This is a genomic window from Undibacterium sp. TJN25 (assembly GCF_049339885.1).
Taxonomy (GTDB): domain Bacteria; phylum Pseudomonadota; class Gammaproteobacteria; order Burkholderiales; family Burkholderiaceae_D; genus Undibacterium.
The window spans coordinates 23934-46604 of the sequence record NZ_JBMPPM010000004.1 but is presented as its reverse complement, the minus strand read 5'-3'; the positions used below and the strand labels follow the sequence as shown (position 1 = coordinate 46604).

At 50.4% G+C, this 22671-nt stretch carries 14 protein-coding genes; 7 read left to right on the top strand and 7 right to left on the bottom strand.

Annotated elements, in window-relative coordinates; genetic code table 11:
- Positions 1 to 344 precede the first annotated feature (344 nt).
- Entirely contained in the window at positions 345 to 1172 is an 828-nt protein-coding gene (locus ACO0LO_RS10400; protein ID WP_422964156.1) for a cupin domain-containing protein, read from the top strand.
- A gap of 399 nt (positions 1173 to 1571) precedes the next feature.
- Here the strand turns inward: ACO0LO_RS10400 and ACO0LO_RS10395 are convergent, their stop codons facing one another.
- Both ACO0LO_RS10395 and ACO0LO_RS10390 read right to left on the bottom strand, forming a co-directional pair.
- A complete protein-coding gene (locus tag ACO0LO_RS10395; protein WP_422964155.1) occupies positions 1572 to 3269 on the bottom strand; it encodes a methyl-accepting chemotaxis protein in 1698 nt (565 codons plus the stop codon).
- 284 nt (positions 3270 to 3553) lie between these two features.
- Positions 3554 to 4324 carry an SDR family oxidoreductase gene (locus tag ACO0LO_RS10390; RefSeq protein ID WP_422964154.1) on the bottom strand — a complete coding sequence of 257 codons (771 nt, stop codon included), beginning with the start codon at positions 4322 to 4324 and terminating at the stop codon, positions 3554 to 3556.
- A gap of 271 nt (positions 4325 to 4595) precedes the next feature.
- Here ACO0LO_RS10390 and egtB point away from each other — a divergent pair, with 271 nt between their 5' ends.
- Genes egtB through ACO0LO_RS10375 form a run of 3 tightly spaced genes read left to right on the top strand, consistent with a single transcriptional unit; the run spans position 4596 to position 8701 of the window.
- Positions 4596 to 5888 (top strand): ergothioneine biosynthesis protein EgtB, encoded by a 1293-nt coding sequence (gene egtB, locus ACO0LO_RS10385; RefSeq protein WP_422964694.1) that lies wholly within the window; start codon positions 4596 to 4598, stop codon positions 5886 to 5888.
- Positions 5885 to 6883 carry an L-histidine N(alpha)-methyltransferase gene (egtD, locus tag ACO0LO_RS10380; RefSeq protein WP_422964153.1) on the top strand — a complete coding sequence of 333 codons (999 nt, stop codon included), beginning with the start codon at positions 5885 to 5887 and terminating at the stop codon, positions 6881 to 6883. The genes egtB and egtD overlap by 4 nt, the downstream gene beginning before the upstream one ends.
- Positions 6884 to 6934: 51 nt before the next feature.
- Entirely contained in the window at positions 6935 to 8701 is a 1767-nt protein-coding gene (locus ACO0LO_RS10375; RefSeq protein WP_422964152.1) for an MOSC domain-containing protein, read from the top strand.
- Between the two features lie 231 nt (positions 8702 to 8932).
- Here the strand turns inward: ACO0LO_RS10375 and cfa are convergent, their stop codons facing one another.
- Positions 8933 to 10096 (bottom strand): cyclopropane fatty acyl phospholipid synthase, encoded by a 1164-nt coding sequence (gene cfa, locus ACO0LO_RS10370; protein WP_422964151.1) that lies wholly within the window; start codon positions 10094 to 10096, stop codon positions 8933 to 8935.
- A gap of 680 nt (positions 10097 to 10776) precedes the next feature.
- Here cfa and ACO0LO_RS10365 point away from each other — a divergent pair.
- Positions 10777 to 11439: a hypothetical protein gene (locus tag ACO0LO_RS10365; protein ID WP_422964150.1), complete on the top strand. Its 663-nt coding sequence runs from the start codon at positions 10777 to 10779 to the stop codon at positions 11437 to 11439.
- A 177-nt stretch (positions 11440 to 11616) separates the two neighbouring features.
- Here the strand turns inward: ACO0LO_RS10365 and ACO0LO_RS10360 are convergent, their stop codons facing one another.
- Positions 11617 to 14526: an ATP-binding protein gene (locus ACO0LO_RS10360; RefSeq protein ID WP_422964149.1), complete on the bottom strand. Its 2910-nt coding sequence runs from the start codon at positions 14524 to 14526 to the stop codon at positions 11617 to 11619.
- 1401 nt (positions 14527 to 15927) lie between these two features.
- Between ACO0LO_RS10360 and ACO0LO_RS10355 the strand changes: the two genes are divergently transcribed.
- Positions 15928 to 16827: an AraC family transcriptional regulator gene (locus ACO0LO_RS10355; protein WP_422964148.1), complete on the top strand. Its 900-nt coding sequence runs from the start codon at positions 15928 to 15930 to the stop codon at positions 16825 to 16827.
- A 49-nt stretch (positions 16828 to 16876) separates the two neighbouring features.
- Here the strand turns inward: ACO0LO_RS10355 and ACO0LO_RS10350 are convergent, their stop codons facing one another.
- Together ACO0LO_RS10350 and ACO0LO_RS10345 are read right to left on the bottom strand one after the other, a co-directional pair.
- Positions 16877 to 17449, bottom strand: a complete 573-nt coding sequence (locus tag ACO0LO_RS10350; protein WP_422964147.1) for a CGNR zinc finger domain-containing protein — start codon at positions 17447 to 17449, stop codon at positions 16877 to 16879.
- A gap of 836 nt (positions 17450 to 18285) precedes the next feature.
- On the bottom strand, positions 18286 to 18921 hold the full coding sequence (locus ACO0LO_RS10345) for a CGNR zinc finger domain-containing protein (protein WP_422964146.1): 636 nt from the start codon (positions 18919 to 18921) through the stop codon (positions 18286 to 18288).
- 823 nt (positions 18922 to 19744) lie between these two features.
- Between ACO0LO_RS10345 and ACO0LO_RS10340 the strand changes: the two genes are divergently transcribed.
- Positions 19745 to 21787 carry a putative bifunctional diguanylate cyclase/phosphodiesterase gene (locus ACO0LO_RS10340; protein WP_422964145.1) on the top strand — a complete coding sequence of 681 codons (2043 nt, stop codon included), beginning with the start codon at positions 19745 to 19747 and terminating at the stop codon, positions 21785 to 21787.
- A gap of 58 nt (positions 21788 to 21845) precedes the next feature.
- On the opposite strand, the gene ACO0LO_RS10335 is transcribed toward ACO0LO_RS10340, so the two are convergent.
- Entirely contained in the window at positions 21846 to 22589 is a 744-nt protein-coding gene (locus tag ACO0LO_RS10335) for a flavin reductase family protein (RefSeq protein ID WP_422964144.1), read from the bottom strand.
- Positions 22590 to 22671: the final 82 nt, after the last annotated feature.

Genomic DNA, 22671 nt, shown 5'->3' with positions numbered 1-22671 from the left:
CTGAACCTACCGTTCACACTCACGAGTTCGCCATTTTTTGCGCTGCCGGTGTCGGAGTCAGCTCCATTATTACGATGTCACACCTGGTGACGGCGGCCAAATGCATCCAGTGCGAACCTAGCGGATGATTGCAGGGTTGTTACTGTCATGCCACATTGCCCTTCGTAAGTGGCTGCTTCGTTAATGATGAATGCTCGGCTTGCATGGCTATGGTTCTGGTTGTAGAAATTGAATATGTAGACTTTAATGCGAGAGTAGGAACGATAACTAGTTTTTCTGTCGTTTCGGATGCATATCCTCCATAATAAGCAACCGATCGTCTAAAAATGCACTCTGGGGGCAATATGGATCATACTTCGACGCTGCTAGTGCAGTTTGGTGCTCACGCAGGCACTTTTCATAGTGGCGGCCATTGCGGCATCGCCAATTTTGATGAGGGCGTGCCATACGGACATATCCATTTGCTGCGTGCCGGGCGCATGAGGCTAGTATTAAAAAACGGGACGGAGATAGAGATTGCGGAGCCTGCGTTGATTTTTTTTCCCGGGCCTTATCATCACAGGCTGCTCGCAAGCCAAGAGGACAAGGCAGAACTGGTTTGCGCGTCGATACACTTCGACGGTGGTTTCGGCAATCCGCTCGCGACAGCCTTGCCGGAGTACATGGTATTGCTGCTGGCAGACTTGCCAAGCCTGAGTAACACGCTCAACTGGCTGTTCCAGGAGGCGTTCAGCGATGAATACGGCAAAGTGGCGGCGACCGACCGTTTATTCGAGTTACTGATCATTCAGTTGCTGCGGCATATATTGAAAACAGACAAGCTCGGCAAGGGCATACTGGCTGGACTGGCGGACCCACGTATTGCACGGGTGCTGGATCTGATGCATGCGCGGCCTCAGCACCCTTTTAGTGTTGAGGAACTGGCCGGCGTGGCGAACATGTCACGGGCGGGCTTCGCCGCACATTTTAAGGCGGTCATCGGCAATACACCTGCAGACTATCTGGCAGGCTGGCGTATCAGCCTTGTGCAGCGACGTTTGCGTGACGGCCATCCTATCTCCATCATTGCGGGGCAGGTCGGTTACGAAAGCCCATCTGCGCTGGCTCGCGCATTCCGGCGCAAGACAGGCGTGAGCCCGCGGGAATGGTTGGCGCGACAAGATGCGACCTGATTCGGCTTGGACTGAACCCCTCGAGCTGGACCAAGATGGCGAGAAGAAATGATACGCTTGTCGAGCCTTCACAAGAGGAGAGACACCATGTCAGTCAGGAGACCATATCGTCGGCGCAGCCTGGAATTCAAAATCCAGGTCTGCAGCGATTATTCGTAGCGGTAAAGTCGGACGTCGAGAGGCATTAAAGACGCATAGACTCTCGCGCCAATATCATGCAGATGTGGCTAATCCAATTTGATCGCGGTGAGTTGGATCTGGAAGAAGCTGCTGCCACGACAGTGGTTGAATACGAAGTCCACATTGCCCCCTTGGAGCGTAAAGTAGGCCAGTTCATGGAACTGGACCTTCTTAAAAAAACACCCCGGTTGCGATTCGTGAGCGACAACGAGACACCATCTATAAATTGTTTAGCTTCATGCCCTTTAGATTTTTACTAGCACGGGCATTTCCGCGAGGCACAGGAAAGGGCGCCGGGGAGTGTTCAGAGACCGAAATTGGACTTACTGCAAATATGCGTTGGCTTTCCGCGTGACTGCCTGTATCGCCTAATTTGAATTTGCTGACCAACTGAGAAAGCCACTTTGCTTCTTCTTTGAGGGACTCCGCAGCGGCGGCAGCCTGTTCTACTAGAGCTGCGTTTTGTTGAGTGAAAGTATCCATTTGACTAACGGCTATCGTAATTTGTTCTATGCCCGTTTCCTGCTCGACGCTTGCCTTTGCTACCTCCGTAATCCGGTCGGAAACTGACTGTACGCTTTGAACAACCATTTTCATTGTGTCGCCCGCGCTGTCGGCCATCTCAGTGCCGGACGTAGTTAGCAAAACTGACGCACTGATTAATTCTTTGATTTCCCGCGCAGCGTTTGCTGCGCGTTGTGCCAGACCTCGTACTTCTGTAGCGACCACCGCGAAGCCACGACCCTCTTCGCCGGCCCTTGCGGCTTCCACCGCCGCGTTTAGTGCAAGAATGTTCGTTTGGAAAGCGATCCCGTCAATAACACCGATGATGTCTGACATTCGTCGAGACGAGCTGGCAATGCCATCCATTGTGTTGATGACCTTTGTCACCGCAGAACCTCCAGTAGTTGCGACGTCCGATGCCTGCTGGACCAGCAAGTCAGCTTGGCGCGCATGATCTCCATTTTGACGTACAGTTGCAGTCAATTCTTCCATGGATGAGGCCGTTTCCTCAAGCGAGCTTGCCTGCTGTTCAGTTCGACTGGATAAATCTTGGGCGCCGTCGGAGATTTCTGTGGCCGAATGGAGTACACGATCGGTTCCCCGGCGAACGTCGCTAACAATGTTCGCCAGATTGTCGCGCATCGTCGCTATGCTGTGCAACAGGCTAGTGTGATCGTCTGTTTTGATCAGAATATTTTGTGAGAGATCGCCATTGGCGATAGCACTGGTTACTTCTACAGCGTAAGTGGGCTCTGCGCCCAACTGGAGTAGGATTGACCTGGTAATCAGGAACGCGATCGAGACAGCGGCCACGAGAGCCAGAAGCGCCGTTCCGCTTACCAAGTCGACAGTGGTCTTGCTACGCTGTTCAACGGCTCCGGCCATCTTATTGATTCGCTGTTGTTGATATTCCCGGAGCTTAGTAACTGCGTTGGAGTAGGCTGTCGCATAGCCAGTCAATTCATTGTCGAAGAAACGGCTGGCCTCGCTCTCGTCGCCGTACTGTTTCTGCATGAAAGCCTGCTTGCGGGCATCTTGATAAACGATGCGAAGCTTGATTGCTTCCTGATAGAGTTTTTTTGCAGCATCGTCGCTCAAGGACTCGAGCACTTGTTTCTGCAGATCCGTTGCGTGGGCACTGCCAGCTATTATCGCGTCTTCGAAATATTTCTGGACGTTAGGGTCGTCGGACTTTCCCGCGGCCAACGCGCGTTGTAAGCTTACCTCGATCAGCGTTTGCCACTCATTGATATTTCGTTCAGAGCGCAGTTCATTCTTTAATACCTGCTCCGTTTCTGATGCCGTCTTGCGGATTTGGTATCCGCTAACGGCCGCCAGCGTCAGTAGCAGAACAAGCATGAATCCAAATCCGACCGCTAGTCGCGTCCGCACATTCCAGTTCGAGAAGTCCATTTTTTTATCTTTCGTGAGTGCTACTATTGAACAACAGGGACAATTAGCTGTGGAGGAGAAATCAAGGCAATCCATGTTTATCGATAAAAATTGCCAAAGCCGAACACTTCTTTGGCAGGAGAATTAGAGATTGAAAAAGTGTCAGTCTTGAATAATTTCGAATTTTTTGGACAATCTGACGTGCTCGAATTCGACGTAAATTTTCGCAGCGCTGAATACAGGCCATGATTTCCCGATTGCTGCGAGCGCGCGTTGTTACAATGACGTTCGCCACTCCATGTGTTTTATACTGACTTGATTTCGCCGCCATCTATACGCAAAGCAGTTCCTGTCATCCAGCGTGCTGCAGGAGATAGAATGAAACCGATCAGGTTTGCAATTTCTTCAGGATTTCCGTAGCGGCTAATGCCGGCCTGTACCGGAAAGTGTTCAATCGCGTCAGAAATGGTCATCCCTTTTGTTATCGCGTATTTCTCTAGATAACCGCGGCGGCGGTCAGTCATCACCGGACCTGGCAGCACACTATTTACCTGAATGCCATCCGAGATGCCCCGGTCGGCAAACGCCTTGGCGAGTGCGACAATTGCAGCGTTGACTGTGGCTACGGCGGCGAACCCTGACTTTGGAGTGAGAGCGGAATTGCCGGACGTGAATATGACAGAACCTTTGCTTGCCTTCAAAGCTTCCCACGCTTTCAAAGTCAAACGTCGCGCTCCATGCAATTTCAATGCTTCGCCGTCTTCCCATTGTTCATCCGTCATCTCAAAAAGATCAATTTGCGGCACAGCGCCGGCAATATTAACGACAGAGTTAATGCTGCCAAATTGAGCCAGCGTGCGTTTCACGATCATCTCCGCGACATCCGGCTTTCGTAGGTCGCACTCAATCGTTAATGTCTCGGAACCAGCCGAGCTTATCGACGCTGCAGTTTCTTCCAACAGATCTCCACTTCTGGCTACCAATACGATTTTTGCAAAGTCATTTGCTAATCGAATTGCCGTCGCTTGTCCGATTCCGCGACTTGCGCCCGTTACGATCACCACACCATTTTTCATATTTATCTCCCAGAATTGTCTGTGGGCAATCTCGAGTTTGACCCATCATTTCGTTATTATTTAGTTCTCCATACCACGATCGTTGCACGTATCTAATAACTTGTCAAATGTAGTTTGAAGGGTTATTATTTAATTTTTTAAAAAAGATTTTTTGAATTAAAAATAAGATTCTTGATTTTAAGAAATTTAGTTTTACAAGAAAGCATGTGTATGGTCGATGGAAGAAATGTCGCGTTTGCTGGCGCTATGCGCCAAGGTCAAGGAAATTGAAATGCACGTATTATCTTCAGCGGTATCTAAATGCGATGTGCCAAGTCCCCATGAAAATCTGTTGGATCGATTTCAGAGGGTGCGGAATTTCACCATTTCACTGGTTAGCGAGTTGAGCGAAGCAGATGCAAGTGCGCAATCGATGTCAGATACCTCGCCAGCGAAATGGCATCTGGCGCACACGACATGGTTATTTGAAACATTTGTGCTTTGTGAATACGTTCATACGTACCACCTTTATGACAACCGGTTTTCCTTCTTGTTTAACAGTTATTACGAGGCGAAGGGAGCGCGTATTCCGCGCACGCAACGGGGGCTGATAACCCGTCCGAGCCTGGCGGAAGTCATTGCCTATCGGTTTTATGTGGACCAGAAAATGAAGGAGATGATTCCGCTTTTGCCGCCGGCGGCACTGGAGCTCGTATGGTTGGGTTGCCAGCATGAAGAGCAACATCAGGAGTTACTCGTCACTGACATCTTGCATTTGTTTTCTATCAATCCGCTGGAACCGACGGTTTGGGCAACTCCTGGCCAGGCAATGCCAACAAATCCTAGACTTTTGCAGTGGATTACCATGGCTGAAGGGCCAGTTAGGATTGGCAATAGTGGAGATGGCTTCTCATTCGACTGTGAGAAGCCCGAACATACAACCTGGCTTGCACCTCATGCAATCGCAGATCGTGTGGTTACGAATAGAGAGTGGCAAATCTTCATTGATAATGGAGGCTATCATAATCCCGCGCTATGGTTATCAGATGGCTGGTCATGGGTGAAAGAGCATGCTATAGAGTCGCCGCTATACTGGCGCCGTGACCAACATGGGGGCTGGACGAAGCATTTTGGACTTGATGGAGTAACGTTGCTGGATTTAGATGGACCTGTCCGGCATGTCAGCTATTTCGAGGCAGATGCCTATGCACGGTGGGCGGGTGCGAGATTGCCAACCGAAGCGGAATGGGAGCATGCTGCATCTTCGTTAAATCCAAGTGCTGGCGTGTTTATGGACAAGGCCGGGGTGGTGCAACCGTTGTGTGCGCCGGATGATGACGGGTTGCAGCAGATGTTTGGCGATGTGTGGGAATGGACTGGATCAGCTTACCTGTCTTATCCCGGATTTGTCCCCGAACCTGGTGCGGTTGGAGAATACAACGGGAAATTCATGTCGGGACAGTTCGTGCTCAAAGGGGGGAGCTGTGCGACGCCACGAGGCCACGTCCGTGCGACATATAGAAATTTTTTCTACCCACACCAGCGCTGGCAGTTCACCGGCGTTCGACTAGCAAAGGACCTATGATGTTGATTTCCCACGAAGATACGCGGATGCTAATAAAAGGAACTGTCGACAAAAATTTCCGTGCAGACGTGCTGGAGGGAATGGCGAGTTCCCCAAGGGAAATACCTGCTCGCTGGTTCTATGATAGGCGAGGTTCTGAGTTGTTTGAGGCTATTACCGCACTGCCAGAATATTATCCAACGCGTAGTGAACGTTCGATATTGCTGAAATACGCGGGCGAAATTGCTGCAATGGCGGGGCCTGGTCGCGCGGTCGTTGAATTTGGTTCGGGCTCTTCCGCCAAAACGCCTTTGTTGCTGTCTGCAATCTCTCCATCTGCCTATGTCCCGATCGATATCTCTGGAGACTTTCTGAGGGAGTCGGCGCAGAACTTGGGAAAAATGTTTCCATCGGTTCCCGTATTTCCTATTGAAGGGGATTTTACCCATCCAGTAGCGCTTCCACCAGGGATACAGGGCACGAGAAGTCTCGGGTTTTTCCCAGGTTCGACAATCGGAAATCTTTTAGTTCCAGCTGCGGTGGATTTATTAAGGGCGATGGCGGAAACGCTGGGTGAGGACAGCATGTTGTTGATAGGTATCGACAGGATCAAAGATCCTGCGATTTTGATACCAGCCTATGACGACCAACAGGGTGTGACTGCGGAATTTAATTTAAATTTACTCTGCCGCATCAATCGTGAACTGGACGGTACGATTCCGGTTGAAGCGTTCAGGCATCTCGCAAAATGGAATGACGATCACGCTCGCATAGAAATGCATCTGGAAGCTTTGTACGACGTGGATTTCACGATAGAAGGGTATGATTTCTCGATGCGGAGAGGTGAGACCATCCACACTGAAAACAGCCATAAGTATGGGCCGCGTGATGTCGACGTGTTATTACGTGCCGGAGGATGGCAGCCATTGGCGGACTGGACAGACGTGGACGGTCAGTTTGGCGTGATCTTGGCAGCAACATCGCGAAGCGGTGCATCGTTGGATGAAAGTGTGTAGGTAATCTGCGGACGCAGAAGTCAGATTAGGCAGCACTGGGGAGGAATGAAAATGAGCACCGTTGTGTCTGTGAATGTTGGGCTACCACGTGATGTCGAATGGCATGGGCGGATGGTGCAAACGGCGATCTGGAAATATCCGATTGCAGGCAGAGTAAATGTTGGACGCCTGAACATTGCGGGTGACGGCCAGGCGGATACTGTAGGGCATGGGGGGGAGAATCGCGCCGTGATGGTCTATCAGACGCAATCGTATCGTTATTGGGAGAAGTATTTGAAGAGGCCTGCCTTGGAGATAGGGCAGTTTGGAGAAAACCTGACGGTCGACGGTCTGGCAGACGACGAGGTTTGTATTGGGGATCGATTCCAGATAGGAGATTTAATTCTTGAGGTGACCCAACCCAGGGTCACTTGTTATAAGTTGGGCATACGGATGCAATATCCCGAAATTGCGGCATTACTGGTGTCGCATCGCCGCCCTGGTTTCTATTGTCGCGTCATTCAAGAGGGGTCGATTGCTGCGGGAGACCATATCCAGAAAATTGCGGATGGCGCAGAGCGAATGACGGTCGCCGATATAGATTCGTTACTGTATTCCGCGGATCATCCAGTAGATCTGCTGCAGCGCGCGATGAAAATCTCTCCACTAAGTATGGGCTGGCGGGAGTCGTTCAGAGCCTTGCTAGCGACAGACGAAGAGCATCATCGTGTCGGGAATGCTGCCTTGTCTCCTTCGGCGGCTATTCCTGCGGCCTGGTTGGGCTTTCGACGTCTCAGGGTTAAGTCGGTAAGTAGTGAGACTGCAAATGTTAAATCGTTTGTATTGGTCAGCCTCGACGGTACGCCGCTGCCAGATGCGTTACCTGGCCAGCATCTTACTATAAAAGTTAGTTTGCCTTCGCAAGCCGCGCCTGCGACGCGCAATTACTCTCTTTCTGGGCCAGGGGGAACCGGTGCTTATCGGATCACTATCAAACGCGAATCGACTGGTGGTGTCAGCCGATTTATACATGAAAGTCTTGGCGTTGATGAGCTTGTCGAAGTGAGCGCGCCGCGCGGGACTTTCGTCCTGCGCGCCGATAAACGGCCAGTAGTTTTGCTGAGCGCAGGTATTGGTGTAACGCCGCTGCTCGCGATGTTGTATAGCATCGCAAATGCTGAAAGCGAAGACGAACGTAAATTGTGGTGGTTCCATGGTACAAGGAATGGCGAACATCATGCGTTTTCGAAAGAAGCACAGCAAATAGTCGATTTCCTGCCGGATGCTAGATTTAGTATTTTTTATAGCTCTCCTAGGGATGACGATATCCTTGGAAGAGACTATGACCACCGGGGCCGCATCGATCTAGCGGCGCTCAAGCGAGACGGCGTCCCCCAAGATGCCCATTTCTACCTCTGCGGTCCGGAGAATTTTATCGCTGAGTTGAGTGCTTCCCTTAAAGACTGGGGAGTGAACGGAGCACTGGTCCATTCGGAAGCGTTCGGAGCGGGTAATCCTTCGAATCTTCCTGGGCTGGAAATGACATTCCGGTCCCCCCATTTGCCGGAAGGCGAACCGGGAACCGGACCTTTGGTCACGATGGTCAAGAGTGGATTGACGCTGCGTTGGGATACTCGGTTTGCGTCTCTGCTAGAACTGGCTGAGGCATGCGACGTTCCAGTGAAATGGTCATGCAGAAGTGGGGTGTGTCACAACTGCGAGTGCTCGCTGATCGACGGTGACATAGTTTATTCCCCCAACCCGCTAGACCCGCCGTTGATGGGAGCTGCACTCATATGTTGCGCAACACCGTTGACCGATATTCAACTTGATTTGTAGAGCTGCAGCGACTTGCGAAGGGTGGTGGCGCCGCTCGATATTGGTGAACTGGCCAGAAATTAATGCACTATCAGTTCCCGGCGAGTTTACAACGGGACTTTTTGCGTCGGCCGCTATGGTGAAATCAGCTTAGCCAGGGGCGGATGCAATAGTAATTGCCTCCGCGGATTCGAGTGGGACAGCTGCTATCCTCGGGAATTTTTCCTGGGCAGATTTGCGTATGGGCCTTGGCTAAATCTTTTCACGCCGATAGCCGTCTCGTACTCCGTCCTTAGAAAGAACCCACTGCCAAAGCTGGATGTCTCGAGCGCGGAAGGCTCCTGCGCAAGAAAGCAGGTAATATTTCCACATGCGATAAAATCGCGGACCGAGGCGCTCAGCAAAAAAAGGCCAGGAATCGTGAAATTTCTTGAACCAGGCCATTAAGGTTTTATCGTAATCGGCGCCAAAGTTATGCAGGTCTTCAACCCTGAATAGATCATCGGCCGCATCGCCAATCTGTCCAATGGAAGGTAGATCGCCATTTGGAAAAATATATTTATCGATCCAGGGGTCTGGTGCGGAGCGACGCATGTTCTTGCCGATTGTATGCAGCAAAAATAAGCCGTCGTTTTTTAGAGCTTGGTGTGCCACTCGCATATAAGTCCGATAATTTTTTCTGCCGACATGCTCGAACATGCCGATACTAGCAATCGCGTCAAATTGCTCATCGATGTCGCGATAGTCCTGTAGGCGAAATTCAAGGGGAAGGTGCGGATACCGTTGTTTGGCCCAGGCGATTTGCTGCTTTGAAATGCTGACACCGACTGCTTCCACGCCGTAGTGCTCGGCAGCATAAGCCATAAAGCTACCCCAACCACAACCAATGTCCAGTACCCGCATGCCCGGCTTCAGTCGTAATTTCCTGCAGACCAGGTCCAGCTTTGCATTCTGTGCCTGCTCAAGATTATTTGCGTTTTCCCAGTATCCGCACGTGTAAGTCATGCGCGAGTCCAGCATGTGTTCATAAAAATCATTGCCCAGATCATAGTGAATTTCTCCGACTTTTCTGGCGCGCTGCACGTTCTGACGGTCTAAAAATTTTGAGGCAAGAACATGCCCCAGAAGGCGAATGGGTTGGATTTGGTCCGTCAGCTTTGTGGCCAGCAATCGACAAAAAAATTCATCCAGCTGGTCCGCGTCCCATTCGCCTGCCATATAGGCTTCACCTAACCCCAAATTACCTCGTGCAAAAGCCTGGTCAGGCACTCTCGTATGGTGCAACTGCATGTCCCATGGATTTTCGCCATTTATTTTAATGGATGCTTTGTCGAGTAAATCGACTGCCATTCGGTAAGCAGATGATTCTTTTGGCGCAATACGAGTTTCATTTGGCTTAAGAAAATAGGTTTGCATATCGTGCTCCATATCGAATATGTGAGGAAGGTAATCGGTTGATCTGTGCTGTACGTTGTGTTTTCTAGGTTGTCAGTCGTGGCGAGCGTTAAGCTTGCTTATTCGATGATTTCTAGTTGCGCGGTCGACGAAATGAGCCGTCTCGTGGCCGTTGGAATGGGCGTAGTTCAAAAAATTCCAGCGATGGTGGAGCTGACGTCCGGTAGCGGCCCATGATGGGTGCGCTGGACTTTCGTCAGTCATTTTTAGATGCCATGGGGTGGAGCTCAAAATGATACAGGTCACAAGAGTCGATCCTTTGACATCGGTGTTAGCGTTATAGGAAACTTCTACGTTTTCTCTCTACATATCAACCTTGGCTAGCCTGTACATAATGCTAAGAATTTTCGCTCGAGGCGAGTTGGACGTTGCAAATTGATGTAAATTTCTGCATGGCTCTGTCGTCACGAAAATATGGGTCATTGTGGTGAAAATACATCCGGCCACACAACTATCCGATTTTTTTTCTTCGACTGTAGCGGCCAGCAATTCGGTAAATTTTAATTCGACGAATTGATACATTTTTCGACCTTTTATCTAAGGCTCTATTCTTTGTACGCTTACTTATTTCGGGGTTAGCATAATGTGCTTTCCAAACGCATAATTTGTACTGGGGAGCGCCGCCTCATCCCGATCGGCATATGCTTGCCGCCAGTGCGGAAAAAATCGTTGCGCCGGACTTTCCTCTGGCATATAAGGATTTCAAGATGAACTCAATAACGCCACTAACTCGCTCCTACAATTCGCCTGCAGCAAATGCCCTAAGCGCCGCACAGCAAAAGCGTGCCGTAAGCTTTGGCGATACGCCGATTGATACCTCTGGGACCACAGTCGCCCAGGCGCAGGCTCAATCCGCCTTGCAAGACCAGCAGGATGCGAGCATAGAGGCGCAGAATGCCGCCTCCTTCCAGCAGCTGGAGGCAAAGGGAATCAAAGTCTTTACGATTTCTTTTGACGGAATTTATAAGAGTAAGATGCTGTCTTCCGTGGATAAGGATGGCGATAAATCGGTTTCTCAGTCCGAGTTATATCAACAGGTTCAGGCAGGCGGAGGAACCCTTGCTCAGGCAGAAGCGTTATATAAAGCGATGGATATGGACGGCGATGGCACTGTCTCGGCAAAGGAATTTGAAGACAGCATTCCCAACCCTTTTGCTACTCCCGTGTTTAGGGACAAATTGAACGGAATGTTTTCGGACATGTTGGCAGGAAAAGCAGATTTTACGGATCTCACTCGCCTTACCCAGCCGAGCGTTGATCCAACCGCGATCCTTAGTAGTCTGGCCAAGAATCTCGGCGCTTAATGTTTGATACTTAATGATGACGCCTGAAGGCCAAGGAAGCTCCGACGAGGAAAGTAGATACCTAATCATTCGTGATATCGGACTAACATGCCATGAGTTATTCGCCGGATACTAGGAATTTTTCTCATTAATAATCAACAACCGGACCTTGTGGTGCTTGTTGACTCATGTACGAGCTTACCTCGCTTCTGCACTTCCGAGCTGGATGGTATCCATGGAATGCTCGAGTTCAGTAATGAGGCGAGCGGCGGCTTGTAGATCAATGGTCTCGAAGCCTTCGGTAAACCGCTCATAGACCCCGGCCAGTATCTTCCAGGCATCAGCAGTACGTCGCTGTTCTTGCCACAATCGCGCCAATGCCATTGTTGCTCGCAATTCGAGGCTAAGCGCGGATTGGATTCGAGCACAATCTATCGATTTTAGAAGAGTCTCTTCTGCCGCTCTTCGATCTGGCCTACTTGAAGCCATCAGGATCACGCTGCGCATACGCAATAAATCGGGCATATCCAAGATGGTTCCTTGACCTTCCGCTCCCGCCAATGCATCTTCAATTATGGTCGATGCCTCGTCGTATCTTCCCGATTGAATAAGCCCTTCCGCGAGTGCGCGGCTAAATCCAGTCGATAAAATGTCATGCCTCTCAGAATGCAACACAAGCAGAGCTTCTCGTAACTGTTTAACTCCTGTATTCGAATTTCCGAGGGCCACCTCAAGTTCTCCCCGGAGCGCCAATCCGACGGACTGATAGGGCCGCAGCGAATGCTTTGCCGCAAAGGTGCTCAGCAGATCAATACGCTCCTTGGCTTCTTCGAAGTCCCCATTCCAAAGGAAAACGGACGTTGTGAGGATCATTGCGGCGCAAAAATCTGCTGAGTGATAGCGTTTTTCTGCTTTGTCAGTCGCTTCACGGGCCACTTTAATCGCTTGAGTAGGCCGACCGTGTAACCATAAGACCCGTGCAAGAATAATGAGCGCGCGCACCTGATGGTCATACCCGAAGATATCTATTCTTCCGACTTCCTCGACCGCAGCACGTTTTAGTCCAAGCTCACAGTAGCGCCGGGCAGCTTCTTGGTCTCCCATCAAATGGTAAGAGCAACCAAGCATCCAGTCAGCGGCGACCATTGCTGCGGAGGAGCCTGTTTCTTTTGCTCTCAAAACGTTTCGCTTGGCAACGATCAATGCTTCACGAAAATCTCCCGTCCGTGTCAAAAAAATATGGAGTCCGGCGAGCAGGTGTACTTGACGCTCGACCTCACCTAGCAGCTCTGTGAGATTCAATCCACGCTCAATTGCTGCTCGAACGGTTTCGCAGTTTCCTTGTGTAAGCATTTTTGAGATGGCGAACGCTTCCTGCAGTTCCAGTTCGAGCTTTGTCCCTCGTTCTAAAAGCCCCAGAGCGGCCAGGCCCTGGGCGCACCATTTCTGGCATTCACTTAACATCGATAGTTTCAACAATAGTGGGGCCGCCTGTGCTGCCAGCTGTACGCCGATGTGCCTGTCTCCTCGATTAGAAAAACACCATTCCAGAGCGGCCTGAATGTCGCTGACGGGCAGGGCGACGCTCGCCATATGCGGTAGTACAGAAGCACCCCTGTCGACTTCTCCTGATCTCAGTAATTCCAAATAGTAAAGTGCATATCGCATTGCGACTTCCCTGGCATCTCCCGATTCGATCAATTTTCCTGCTGAATAGACGCGAGTGGTATCGAGCAAGCAATGGAATGTTTTTCCCTCAACCGACAGGGCCCGCACCAACGATTTTTCGATCAGGCTCGCAAGTGCCTCGACTATTTGCCTGGCATCCATTTCTGAGTCACAGGCGACCGCTTGCGCAGCCTCAAGAGTGAAGATCTCCACAAATACGGTCAGCCGGCATAAAGCGCGTCGATCACGATCCGACAAAAGAGCATAGCTCCATTCAAGCATCGCGTGTAGTGTCTGGTGACGTGGCACGGCCGTGCGCCGCCCCTCCCACAACAGCCTAAATCGTGTATCTAGGAGATCGGCGGTTCCGTAAATGCCGTAGATTCCTACCCTTCCTGCGACGAGTTCAATTGCCAGTGCAATTCCATCAAGGCGGCAACAGATGGAAGCAACGACCGGCGCGTCGGCATCGTTTAGCGCCAATCGATGCCCGCCGGCAGCGGCACGTTCCATGAAGAGTTGCACAGATGGCGCCGCAAGAGCTTGTGCCGCGGTCAACTCTGCACTCGCGGGGGGATTGCCCAGAGGAAGCAGCCGATACACATGTTCTCCCTGCACACGTAGGGACTCGCGGCTGGTAGTGATAAGGTGCATGCGAGGAGCTTCGCTGAACAGACGTTCGACGAGCTTTGCCGCGGCATCAATGACATGCTCGCAATTGTCGATGAGGAGGAGCGTTCTCTGGTCGGCAACAGATGCGACCAGGCTTGCAAGAAGGTCCGGAGCTTGAGATGATACTCCCATCGCTGATGCAATAGCTGCAGGAAGCATGGCAGGGTCGGTAAGCGTGCCTAAATCGACAAAAAATACTCTATTTTCAAAATCATTGAGCAGGATATGGGCAATTGACACGGCAACCGTAGTTTTGCCCATGCCTCCCGGCCCGACTATGCTGACAAAGCGTCCGGTTCTAAGCAGTTCCAATACGGTGTCAACCGTCTCTTCGCGCCCAATCATTCTTGCCAACGCTATAGGCAAAGCAGTCACAGTCGTTGCTTTTACACGTTCCAATACCGCTTTGTCGGATTTCAGTTCCGGAGTGGATCGTTGAACCGGCGCGACGAAACAATAACCCCGACCTGGTACATTGGTAATGTAGCGTATTTTATCCTCACCGTCCCCGAGCACTTTTCGCAAGGCGGCGATGTGGATGCGAAGGTTTGCCTCTTCCACGATGAGCTTAGGCCAGGCGCGTGCTATTAATTCACGCTGCGACAGTACTTCGCCTGCGCTCTCGACGAGCGCGGTCAGAATGTCGAGCGCTCGACTCCCTAATACGATAGGAATATCGCCTTTATGAAGGAGTCTTTCAGCCGGAGCAAGGCGAAAGGCGCCGAATGCTGCTATCTCTCCTGTCGTGAAGTTGCTATTAGTGGTCATGGAAATGTACTTGTCGAAAATCGCCAAACCAACCATACCTGTGCATCAGGGCTGCCAGAAGGCTTGTTGCGGATCCGGCCTTGCCTTATTCAATTTTATTGATTGGCCGACCGAGGAGTGTTCGATAATTCAACTACGGGAATTGTGCCCTCTAACGCACAAATTCTATCTAGGCAAAAGACGCGTCCATCGAGTAGCTCAAGGTACTCCGCACCACTTCGGCGGTAGACGTCTCTAACCATTCCAAAGGCTTGTCCAATCTGCCCGTCCCGGCAGAGGAACGCGATACGACACGCTTGTCGTAATGCAGCCAGTGCGAGCAGCTGGTAATACAAAGTGCAAGAGGTGGGAGGGGGTGGCCGATTGATTTGGTTTTCGGCGTGAGTCCTAGCGTTGAAATGATCGGGTGTTACCCATGGTCCCTGCTGCGTACCAGGTTTTAATATATGTTCGCTGTATTTCATTTTTTAGTTTTTTTTCATCACTAATCAGGTCATTCCGTTGTATTGGCCATCTGGTCGCTTGACCTCGGAATGCCAGACGCGCTGACCAAGGTTGGTCGTTCCCCAACGGTGCTTGGTCCAGCGTCGAGTTGGAGTCGAGCGCTCGATTAGGTATTGCTTTCGGATGTTAAGTGTTCCAGGGGTTGTAAACTGTAGTTCTTTGTGTATGTGGCTTCTTGACTGTGTTTATTCTTGTAAAGAGACGCGATCACTGTTTGCACGCGGAGGCCGTAACAGCGACGGTGATGAATAGGTCAGTGCTATCGCAGCGTAAACGTACTCACTCAGCTTGGCGAGTCATCCAACCAAGCTGAACGCAGATTCAGGCGGCGATAGAATGGAGATTCTTTTGTCGACGCATCACTTTGTTAGAGCTTTAGCCGTAGTTGTGACGAAGTCATTTGACGAGTCGCGATATGATTCATGATAATGTCGATTTTTGAAATCAGCGTATAGGCCGTAGCATACGTTGAAGTAAGGAGATTGATAAGGTCTTCGCCACTCAATAAAATACTCATTCGTCTCACGTAATTGTGGCATACGTTTGGGCCGCCTATCTAAGCGGGTGCCTCGCATAAAGTGTTTATCATGTTGCCGAAGGAGGTTGTTCGCATCCTTGTCGCGGTTGAAGCGGATTTTGCGATGCGCTTCAACATTCGGCAAGTGACGGATGAAATCGGCACGCGGAGAGACTAGCAATTGTTCCCAGAGTTAGTGCCGCCAAGGCGCAAAGATCTCAACTACCCGAATTTGCATGATATAAGGTGGGAAAGAACTCCTGTTCCGTTTGTGACGATGGAAAACACTCATTACAGAAAGCGGGGCGATTCTGTAAAAATTATTGCCCCCCATTTTTTACGCGACAGGGTAATCATCCTAAACGGATCTATTGCAATCTATGGACTGGCTTAGTCACCTGCTCAAACTTATACAAATCAGCGGCCGCCTAGACGTCCGCTGCGTCTATGGCGCCCCGTGGCGTGTCGTCTATGATAGGTCGAAAGAAGGCGAGATTCCGTATCACGTCGTCTTGCGCGGGACTGCCTTTTTAGAAGTAACAGGCGTCTCATCACAACGTCTTACCGCTGGAGACGTCGTATTGTTGCCACATGGCGCGGCGCATATGCTGCATGACGGTAGCGGGGAACCTCCGGCGGAAGTGCGCAAACGTGAGACCATGAGCCTCACCATCAGCGAAAATAACGGGATTGGGAATCGTCTGGACATGCTGTGCGGCCATTTTTTGTTGGCAGCATCGCACGATCGACTTATCCGTGATTATCTCCCTCCAAGATTGATTGTGCGGGCCGGTGGTGCGCAGCTCTCAAATTTGACGTCGCTGATGCGCACAGAGGCGAGTCTGGATAGTCTTGGTGGTCATGCCATGCTTGACGCCCTGTCTGCAGCCTTGTTTGCCTTAACGTTACGGCTGTCCAGTGAATCGGGTGAAGCACCGGCAGGACTGTTGGCACTTGCCAGCCAATCTCGTTTGGCTCCCGCATTGACGGCTATGTTTCGCACTCCTACCTATCCATGGACACTGCCGGAACTGGCGGGGCTATGCAACATGTCTCGCGCAACGTTTGCCCGTCACTTTCAAGATAAGATAGGGCGGTCCGCCAGCGACTTGCTCATGGATGTTCGCATGACGATGGCGATTAATGAATTGAAGACATCTGCCTCCGTAGAGACTGTGGCAGAGGCAGTTGGCTATCAATCTGTAGCGGCATTTGTGCGTACTTTCAAGCAAAGGAATGGTATGACACCTGCGGCATGGCGCAAATCAAAACTTGAGTGATCTGCTATGTAAATGTCGGACACGTTGGGCGAGGCTTTCTCGAATAGTCCTATTCTTTGCTCTGCCGGCGCCTTCTATAATTGGCAGCTTTATGGCGGTTGCCACAAATGGCCATGCTGCACCATCTTCGGCGCCGCGACTTAGTTTTATCCTGAAATAATAACGAGCATTCAGGATTTTCACACTTACAGAGTGCGCTGGGCGCGCTCTTTGCGAGCAATTCCGCTACTGACTGTGCAACCGGTGTTAACAACTGCTTAGGTGTCAGCACGTCGTACCGCTCCTCCACACCGAGCCCCTTCCCGCATCGCACAACTTGAACATGCCGTCGACCACAGGCCAGGAAGCAGTTTAGTGCGACCATGTTTGGCATTATTCCTGCTTTGAATTGGGCGACTACCACACCGGCAATATCCCTCAGAGAGTGCGCCGTGTCTCGGAGAGCATTGACTTCATATTGCGGAACTTGACGTCCCTTCAGAAAGCCAGTTCGCTCTAGCCAGGACAGAACCGCTGCATCTGTCTGCAGAAAATCATAAAGCTTGCCGTCAATAAGCGCTGCTGTATTTAACAGGTCCAACGCAGGATGATCGGCGATGATTGGTGGCTCCAGGAGGTTCATAGATTGGCTAGAGCTTTAGTTGTGGTCGCGACGAATTCGCCGCGAGAATCGCGATAAGTGTCATGATCATTTTATTGTTAAGTAACAGTTTATTGATCGATAGAATACGGAAGAAAAAAGAGGCTGATAAGATCTTTGTAGCTCAATAAAATACTTATTCGTCTCACGTAATCGACAGACTCGCTTTCCTGTGCAAGCTGTCTTTTCGTGAAAATACCTGCTGTCCTAAGAAGTGCTTGCCGGCAAGGATGTCTTGCACGTGTATTCGCGTGTGGCACTGGCCGAATCACGTTGCTTCCGCAATCCACGACTAATATTCATTACATCGATTTGTAGAAATCGTGGATTTATCGCCTGTAAATATTGGCGCATCAAGAGGACCAAGATACGGGCACGGGCAACTCCACGAGAAGCACAATTCTAATATTCTACAATAATTGTAACCTGTTGAAATTAATTCAGCAAGTTACTAAAAATAAAGAGAGCATAAACTTTTTTGCGCGTTTTGACTCAAGCGTTTAAATCGCAAAGGTTTTTACAAGAGCAGGCTACTATCCCGCGACTATAATTCAGTGGATAGCAGTCGGCGTTGAGATGTGTGGTGCCGAAGGTGGAGCACTAGCGAAGCGGAGGTATGCTGTAACGAATGCCGCGACTGCCTGTAAGTTCGGCGGATATTCAGCAAGAAAGGTGTAAAGAGAACGCGGATGCCGATGTATAGTACGGCCTCGATTGCTTAGTGACGCTTAGTATCGCGCCAATAAAGCATCTCCGACTTACCAACTCGGCGACGACTACTTTAGCAATGTTAGAGTGTGCGTTCTCTTGTTGTGTTGCTAGTCGTCGTTTTGTACACGCGCACGATGCGCGGCTTGCTTTGCACGGTTTCCGCATGTGGCCATACTGCACCATCGGCGAGCCCGGCGGTTAGTGCGATCAACGAACATTAGCGAGCATGTCGGGCTTTCACATTTTTTAACGTAGGTGAAGTCGGCAGTGCATACCAGATTGGCCATTGCCCGTGCGACAGGCAACAGTAATGAATCCGGCGAACGCCAGCGCCGTTGCAAACGCCATTCCAAGCCGGACGTTTTTGATTCACCTTTCACTTTTGTCACGACCACCTGACCGAACTCTTCATCGCGCGCAAGTACCTGGTTCAACACCGCGAGTTCATCAATGGCCTTGCCGCGCAGTGGTTTTCCTTTATGCGCCTGTACAAATTCACGAAACCATTCCCTTAACGCCCGGGCTTGCGCTGCCACGGCATCTAATTCACCCGGTACTGCATCTTTTCTGAAGGAAGTCAGCACATCTAACGGCACAAGCTCCGCCTGTTCAAGCCAACCGAGCAAGCCTTCACCGGTATCAAGCCAATCAATGGGCGTATCAACTGGGGTCGCAATCGAATTTAGAAAGTCCAGCCCCATATCGTCGGCAAGAAAAAAAGCCGGCATTCGTTTGTCGCTCATTTTTGTAAAATCCTTTCCCGGGCCCTTTTTATAGTACCTACACGGCCTGAATTGATAACTCGTTAAAACTATATTGACAAGTTATGGTGGTGTCCATAAAATACAAAGCAGAATCGGACAGGTAAAGTGCAAAATTTGAAATTGCCGCACTTGTTTTGTATGCTAACCGCAAGCGTTAAAGGTGTTCTGAAATTTCTAGCATTGACATTCCTTGCCCATCGGATTTTACTTTCCGTTGGGTGTGTGGTGCTGTGCTGGCCATTTTGACTTGCGTCGTAATTCAACTTCGTTGCAGATTTTTTGCTTTGAATACATGCTGCAATTTCTGGCTGTACTCGAAGCAAGGTTATGCTATTGCTCGATATTGAAAAAATACAGGTGGCTTGTCATATTTAAAGGTCTAGCGACAATCATTACTAAAAAATGTCGATGCCAGAAACTACCGCAGTTCCGATTCCTGGCCCATTGCCTTATACCGAGTTTTTGTTGAGTCCGCGCGAATTTTCGATTCTGTGAAATCCAATTATTTCTTTCAGCCAGTGCTTTATCCAATAACTTTCAGTCTTTATTCCAGACAGTTAGCCAAAGCGGCCATATACATAAATTATAGCATCTGTCCTGTTTGCACATCATTCCATCCCCCCTTCTTAGAGGGGGCATTCAACCCTAAGTTAACTGTTTTCTGAGGTTTTCTTCGAGATATCAATGCACCGACGCTTTGAAGGTCGACAGGTTATCTTGTTTTTAATCAAAAATGGAGAAGATGCCTTGCGCACTTCATGACATATGCCCATAGCAATTTTGCTGTTCCTTGGGGTAAGCGATGAATACTGTAGGTGAATCAAAATTTCCGGTAGCGCCCGGTTCCGGTGTCCTCGATTCACTCCAAAGCAGAAAATCGAAACCTTCGAGGCGCTTGCAGCCCTTGCACCGCGCAATGGCTAAAGCTTCTCGTTGGGCCATTTTTGCGATGTTGCTAAGCGTTATTGGTGCAAGTATAGGATTGTCTATTGTGCTGGAGACGACGGCTAAAGCAATTCGCCGAAATGCAGACCCCGCAATACAGCAGAACATTCCACAACTGCGACATCTTCTGAATTTTGAGAGTGCGGTGCTACGCTACCAATTGGTCCTGGATAAATACTACACCCACGCTATTGACCAAGATCGATTTCATATGCTCGAGAGTATAGAGCGGACCGAACTTGAAAACAGTTTCGATCGCTTGGCGCCACAGCTGGAAAATAGCCAGGAGATTGACCAGGTGCGTGACAATTACCTCAAAATTGTCAATCGGACGCCAGAGGTAGAGCACAACCTGATGGCTAATGGTGTGTCTAACCGCGAAGCAGCTCGTCGAATTATTTTCGATCAGAACCAGGATGCGAAGATATTGCATGGACTGATTAATGAACTGCAGGAGCGGGCACAGCATTCATTGTCCGGGAGTAGTACCAAGGTTGATGGGAATATTTCTGGGATTGCTCGCCTGGTGCATTTGTTTGACGTCCTTGCCTTGCTCACTAGCGGCTTCATGATGTACCACGTTTGGGCGCGTTTTCGGCTTGAGAAGGAACTGGAATATCAGGCCGGGCATGATCCTCTAACCGGATTGGCGCATCGGAGATCATTTGTCACTCGCCTACAGAGTCTCTCGGGACAGAGATATGTCGTGGTATTGGGAACCATAGATCGGTTTTCCCGTATTATCGGCGGCTTTGGTCACGCGTTTGGTGACAAGGTGATGGTGGGACTCGCCGACCGTATCAGGCAAGGTGCGGAGTACAGCGGAGGCGAGGTCTTCCGCCTGGATGGTGCTAACTTTGCTATTTTGTACCAGCTTGAACGAGATACGCGTTCTTTCGACGATGCCATTTTTGCGCTGCGTGAGGAAGTGCGCAACCTGGAAGACTATGAAGGGCACGAAATATTCACGACACTCAGTTTAGGCGCTGCAAGTTGTCCGGATGATGGTACCAATCCCGACCTTTTATTGAGAAATGCTGATGCGGCCTTGCAGGCCGCGCGGAAGGCCGGCGGCGATACCTTGACTGTCTATACGCAACGGCTCAATGCACAGGCGGCTGCGCGCCTTGACCAAGAGGCCCAACTGCGGCGTGCGATCGACAGAGATGAGTTTGAACTCCATTACCAGCCCCAGCAGGATCTGAGGGATGGAACACTTGTGGGATTCGAGGCCTTGATTCGCTGGCGGCGCAATGGCGAGCTTGTCTCACCAGGGGAATTCATCCCCCTGGCGGAAGAGTGCGGATTAATCGGTGCAATAGGTGACTGGGTGTTGCAGGAGGTGTGTCGTCAAATCCAGGCATGGCACGCGATCATTGGCTCTAATGTTGTCGTTGCGGTCAACATATCTCCCCGTCAATTCTCTGACGCAAATTTTGTGCGTCACTTGGAAGTACTCTTGACAACGACCGGTATCGACCCTGGTTGCTTAGAGCTGGAGATCACCGAAGGGGTCATGATGGAGGAGGCTGAATGCGCGATTGAAGTGTTGCATCGTCTAAGAAAGATGGGATTCAAGCTGTCCATTGATGACTTTGGTACAGGGTACTCCAGCCTGGCTTACCTGGCTCGATTCCCGATCAACAAGCTAAAGATAGACCAGTCTTTTATTCGGCACATGACTGCCGCAACTGAACAAAATGCCATCGTTCAAGCCACAATCATCCTGGGCCATAATCTCGGCGTGACGATCATCGCGGAAGGTGTGGAAACCGCATCACAGCTTGCGCTGCTCAAAGGTTGGAAGTGCGACGAAATCCAGGGTTACTTTTACAGCAGGCCGTTATCCGCTGAGGCTGCTCTGGATTTTCTGCGTGAACAGCGATTGCTGTCAGTGTGATTAACATTTTTGCGTCGGCCTGAAGGCCGGACTCAACATTGCTTTCTTACCTGGATAATTACGGGTACTGAACAGCTTTAGGGCCAGAGCAGTTCCGCAAGCCACCTATTAGTTCAGGACTTGAAACAAGTTGTTGATATCCGCCCTGCCAATATACAAGGGGAGTTTGTCTGCTGAATATTCTAATTGCCCGGACTCGTCCAATGACGATTGCATGGTCATAACGCTCAATAACCTCATCAACTTCGCAATCGAGTGCAGCCAGGCTTGCTGAAAGGATTGGGGTTCCGCTATACATTGTCGTCCATTCGGCGTCACCATAACGTTGAGCGCCTTTAAGGCCTCCTTTACCGGCGAATTGGTCAGCAATTGCCTGGTCGCCGCTACCGATGATGTTGACGGCGAACGAGCGGTTTGAATCCAGAGGCGTAAATGACGATGATCCTTTGCTGATACAAACAATGACGCGAGGTGGATTTGCAGATAGTGAATTGACCGCCGTCGCTGTAAAGCCAGTAATATCATCCCCCTTGCCAACGGTAACAACCGTCACGCCGCCGGCCAAGTCACGCATCGCGTCCCTAAACGCTTCAGAGCAAACTTCTTCTTCGCCTTGGGCTGTGACACCACAGCCGTCAGGCGTGACACCTTTTCGTCCTACGAAAAAATCGTTGGCCGGCATGGCATGCGAGCTCGCGGGGAGTGTGGGGCTAGTGATCTCTGAAACAACCAAATGACCCGCCTCGCCGCCGTTAGAAACGACCATCACTGTGCGTTTTACTACATTATTGTTGCTGTCCATATTGATCACCTTTTTCGTTAAATAAAATAACCACTAAAATGTCAAATAATAGGTTATTACATGTGCCGATTGACGTCAAGGA

Bases quoted from the DNA above. Each gene is read 5' to 3' on its own strand.
- ACO0LO_RS10400 (WP_422964156.1), top strand. From the start codon at position 345: ATGGATCATACTTCGACGCTGCTAGTGCAGTTTGGTGCTCACGCAGGC.
- ACO0LO_RS10395 (WP_422964155.1), bottom strand. From the start codon at position 3,269: ATGGACTTCTCGAACTGGAATGTGCGGACGCGACTAGCGGTCGGATTT.
- ACO0LO_RS10390 (WP_422964154.1), bottom strand. From the start codon at position 4,324: ATGAAAAATGGTGTGGTGATCGTAACGGGCGCAAGTCGCGGAATCGGA.
- egtB (WP_422964694.1), top strand. From the start codon at position 4,596: ATGCACGTATTATCTTCAGCGGTATCTAAATGCGATGTGCCAAGTCCC.
- egtD (WP_422964153.1), top strand. From the start codon at position 5,885: ATGATGTTGATTTCCCACGAAGATACGCGGATGCTAATAAAAGGAACT.
- ACO0LO_RS10375 (WP_422964152.1), top strand. From the start codon at position 6,935: ATGAGCACCGTTGTGTCTGTGAATGTTGGGCTACCACGTGATGTCGAA.
- cfa (WP_422964151.1), bottom strand. From the start codon at position 10,096: ATGCAAACCTATTTTCTTAAGCCAAATGAAACTCGTATTGCGCCAAAA.
- ACO0LO_RS10365 (WP_422964150.1), top strand. From the start codon at position 10,777: ATGCTTGCCGCCAGTGCGGAAAAAATCGTTGCGCCGGACTTTCCTCTG.
- ACO0LO_RS10360 (WP_422964149.1), bottom strand. From the start codon at position 14,526: ATGACCACTAATAGCAACTTCACGACAGGAGAGATAGCAGCATTCGGC.
- ACO0LO_RS10355 (WP_422964148.1), top strand. From the start codon at position 15,928: ATGGACTGGCTTAGTCACCTGCTCAAACTTATACAAATCAGCGGCCGC.
- ACO0LO_RS10350 (WP_422964147.1), bottom strand. From the start codon at position 17,449: ATGAACCTCCTGGAGCCACCAATCATCGCCGATCATCCTGCGTTGGAC.
- ACO0LO_RS10345 (WP_422964146.1), bottom strand. From the start codon at position 18,921: ATGAGCGACAAACGAATGCCGGCTTTTTTTCTTGCCGACGATATGGGG.
- ACO0LO_RS10340 (WP_422964145.1), top strand. From the start codon at position 19,745: ATGAATACTGTAGGTGAATCAAAATTTCCGGTAGCGCCCGGTTCCGGT.
- ACO0LO_RS10335 (WP_422964144.1), bottom strand. From the start codon at position 22,589: ATGGACAGCAACAATAATGTAGTAAAACGCACAGTGATGGTCGTTTCT.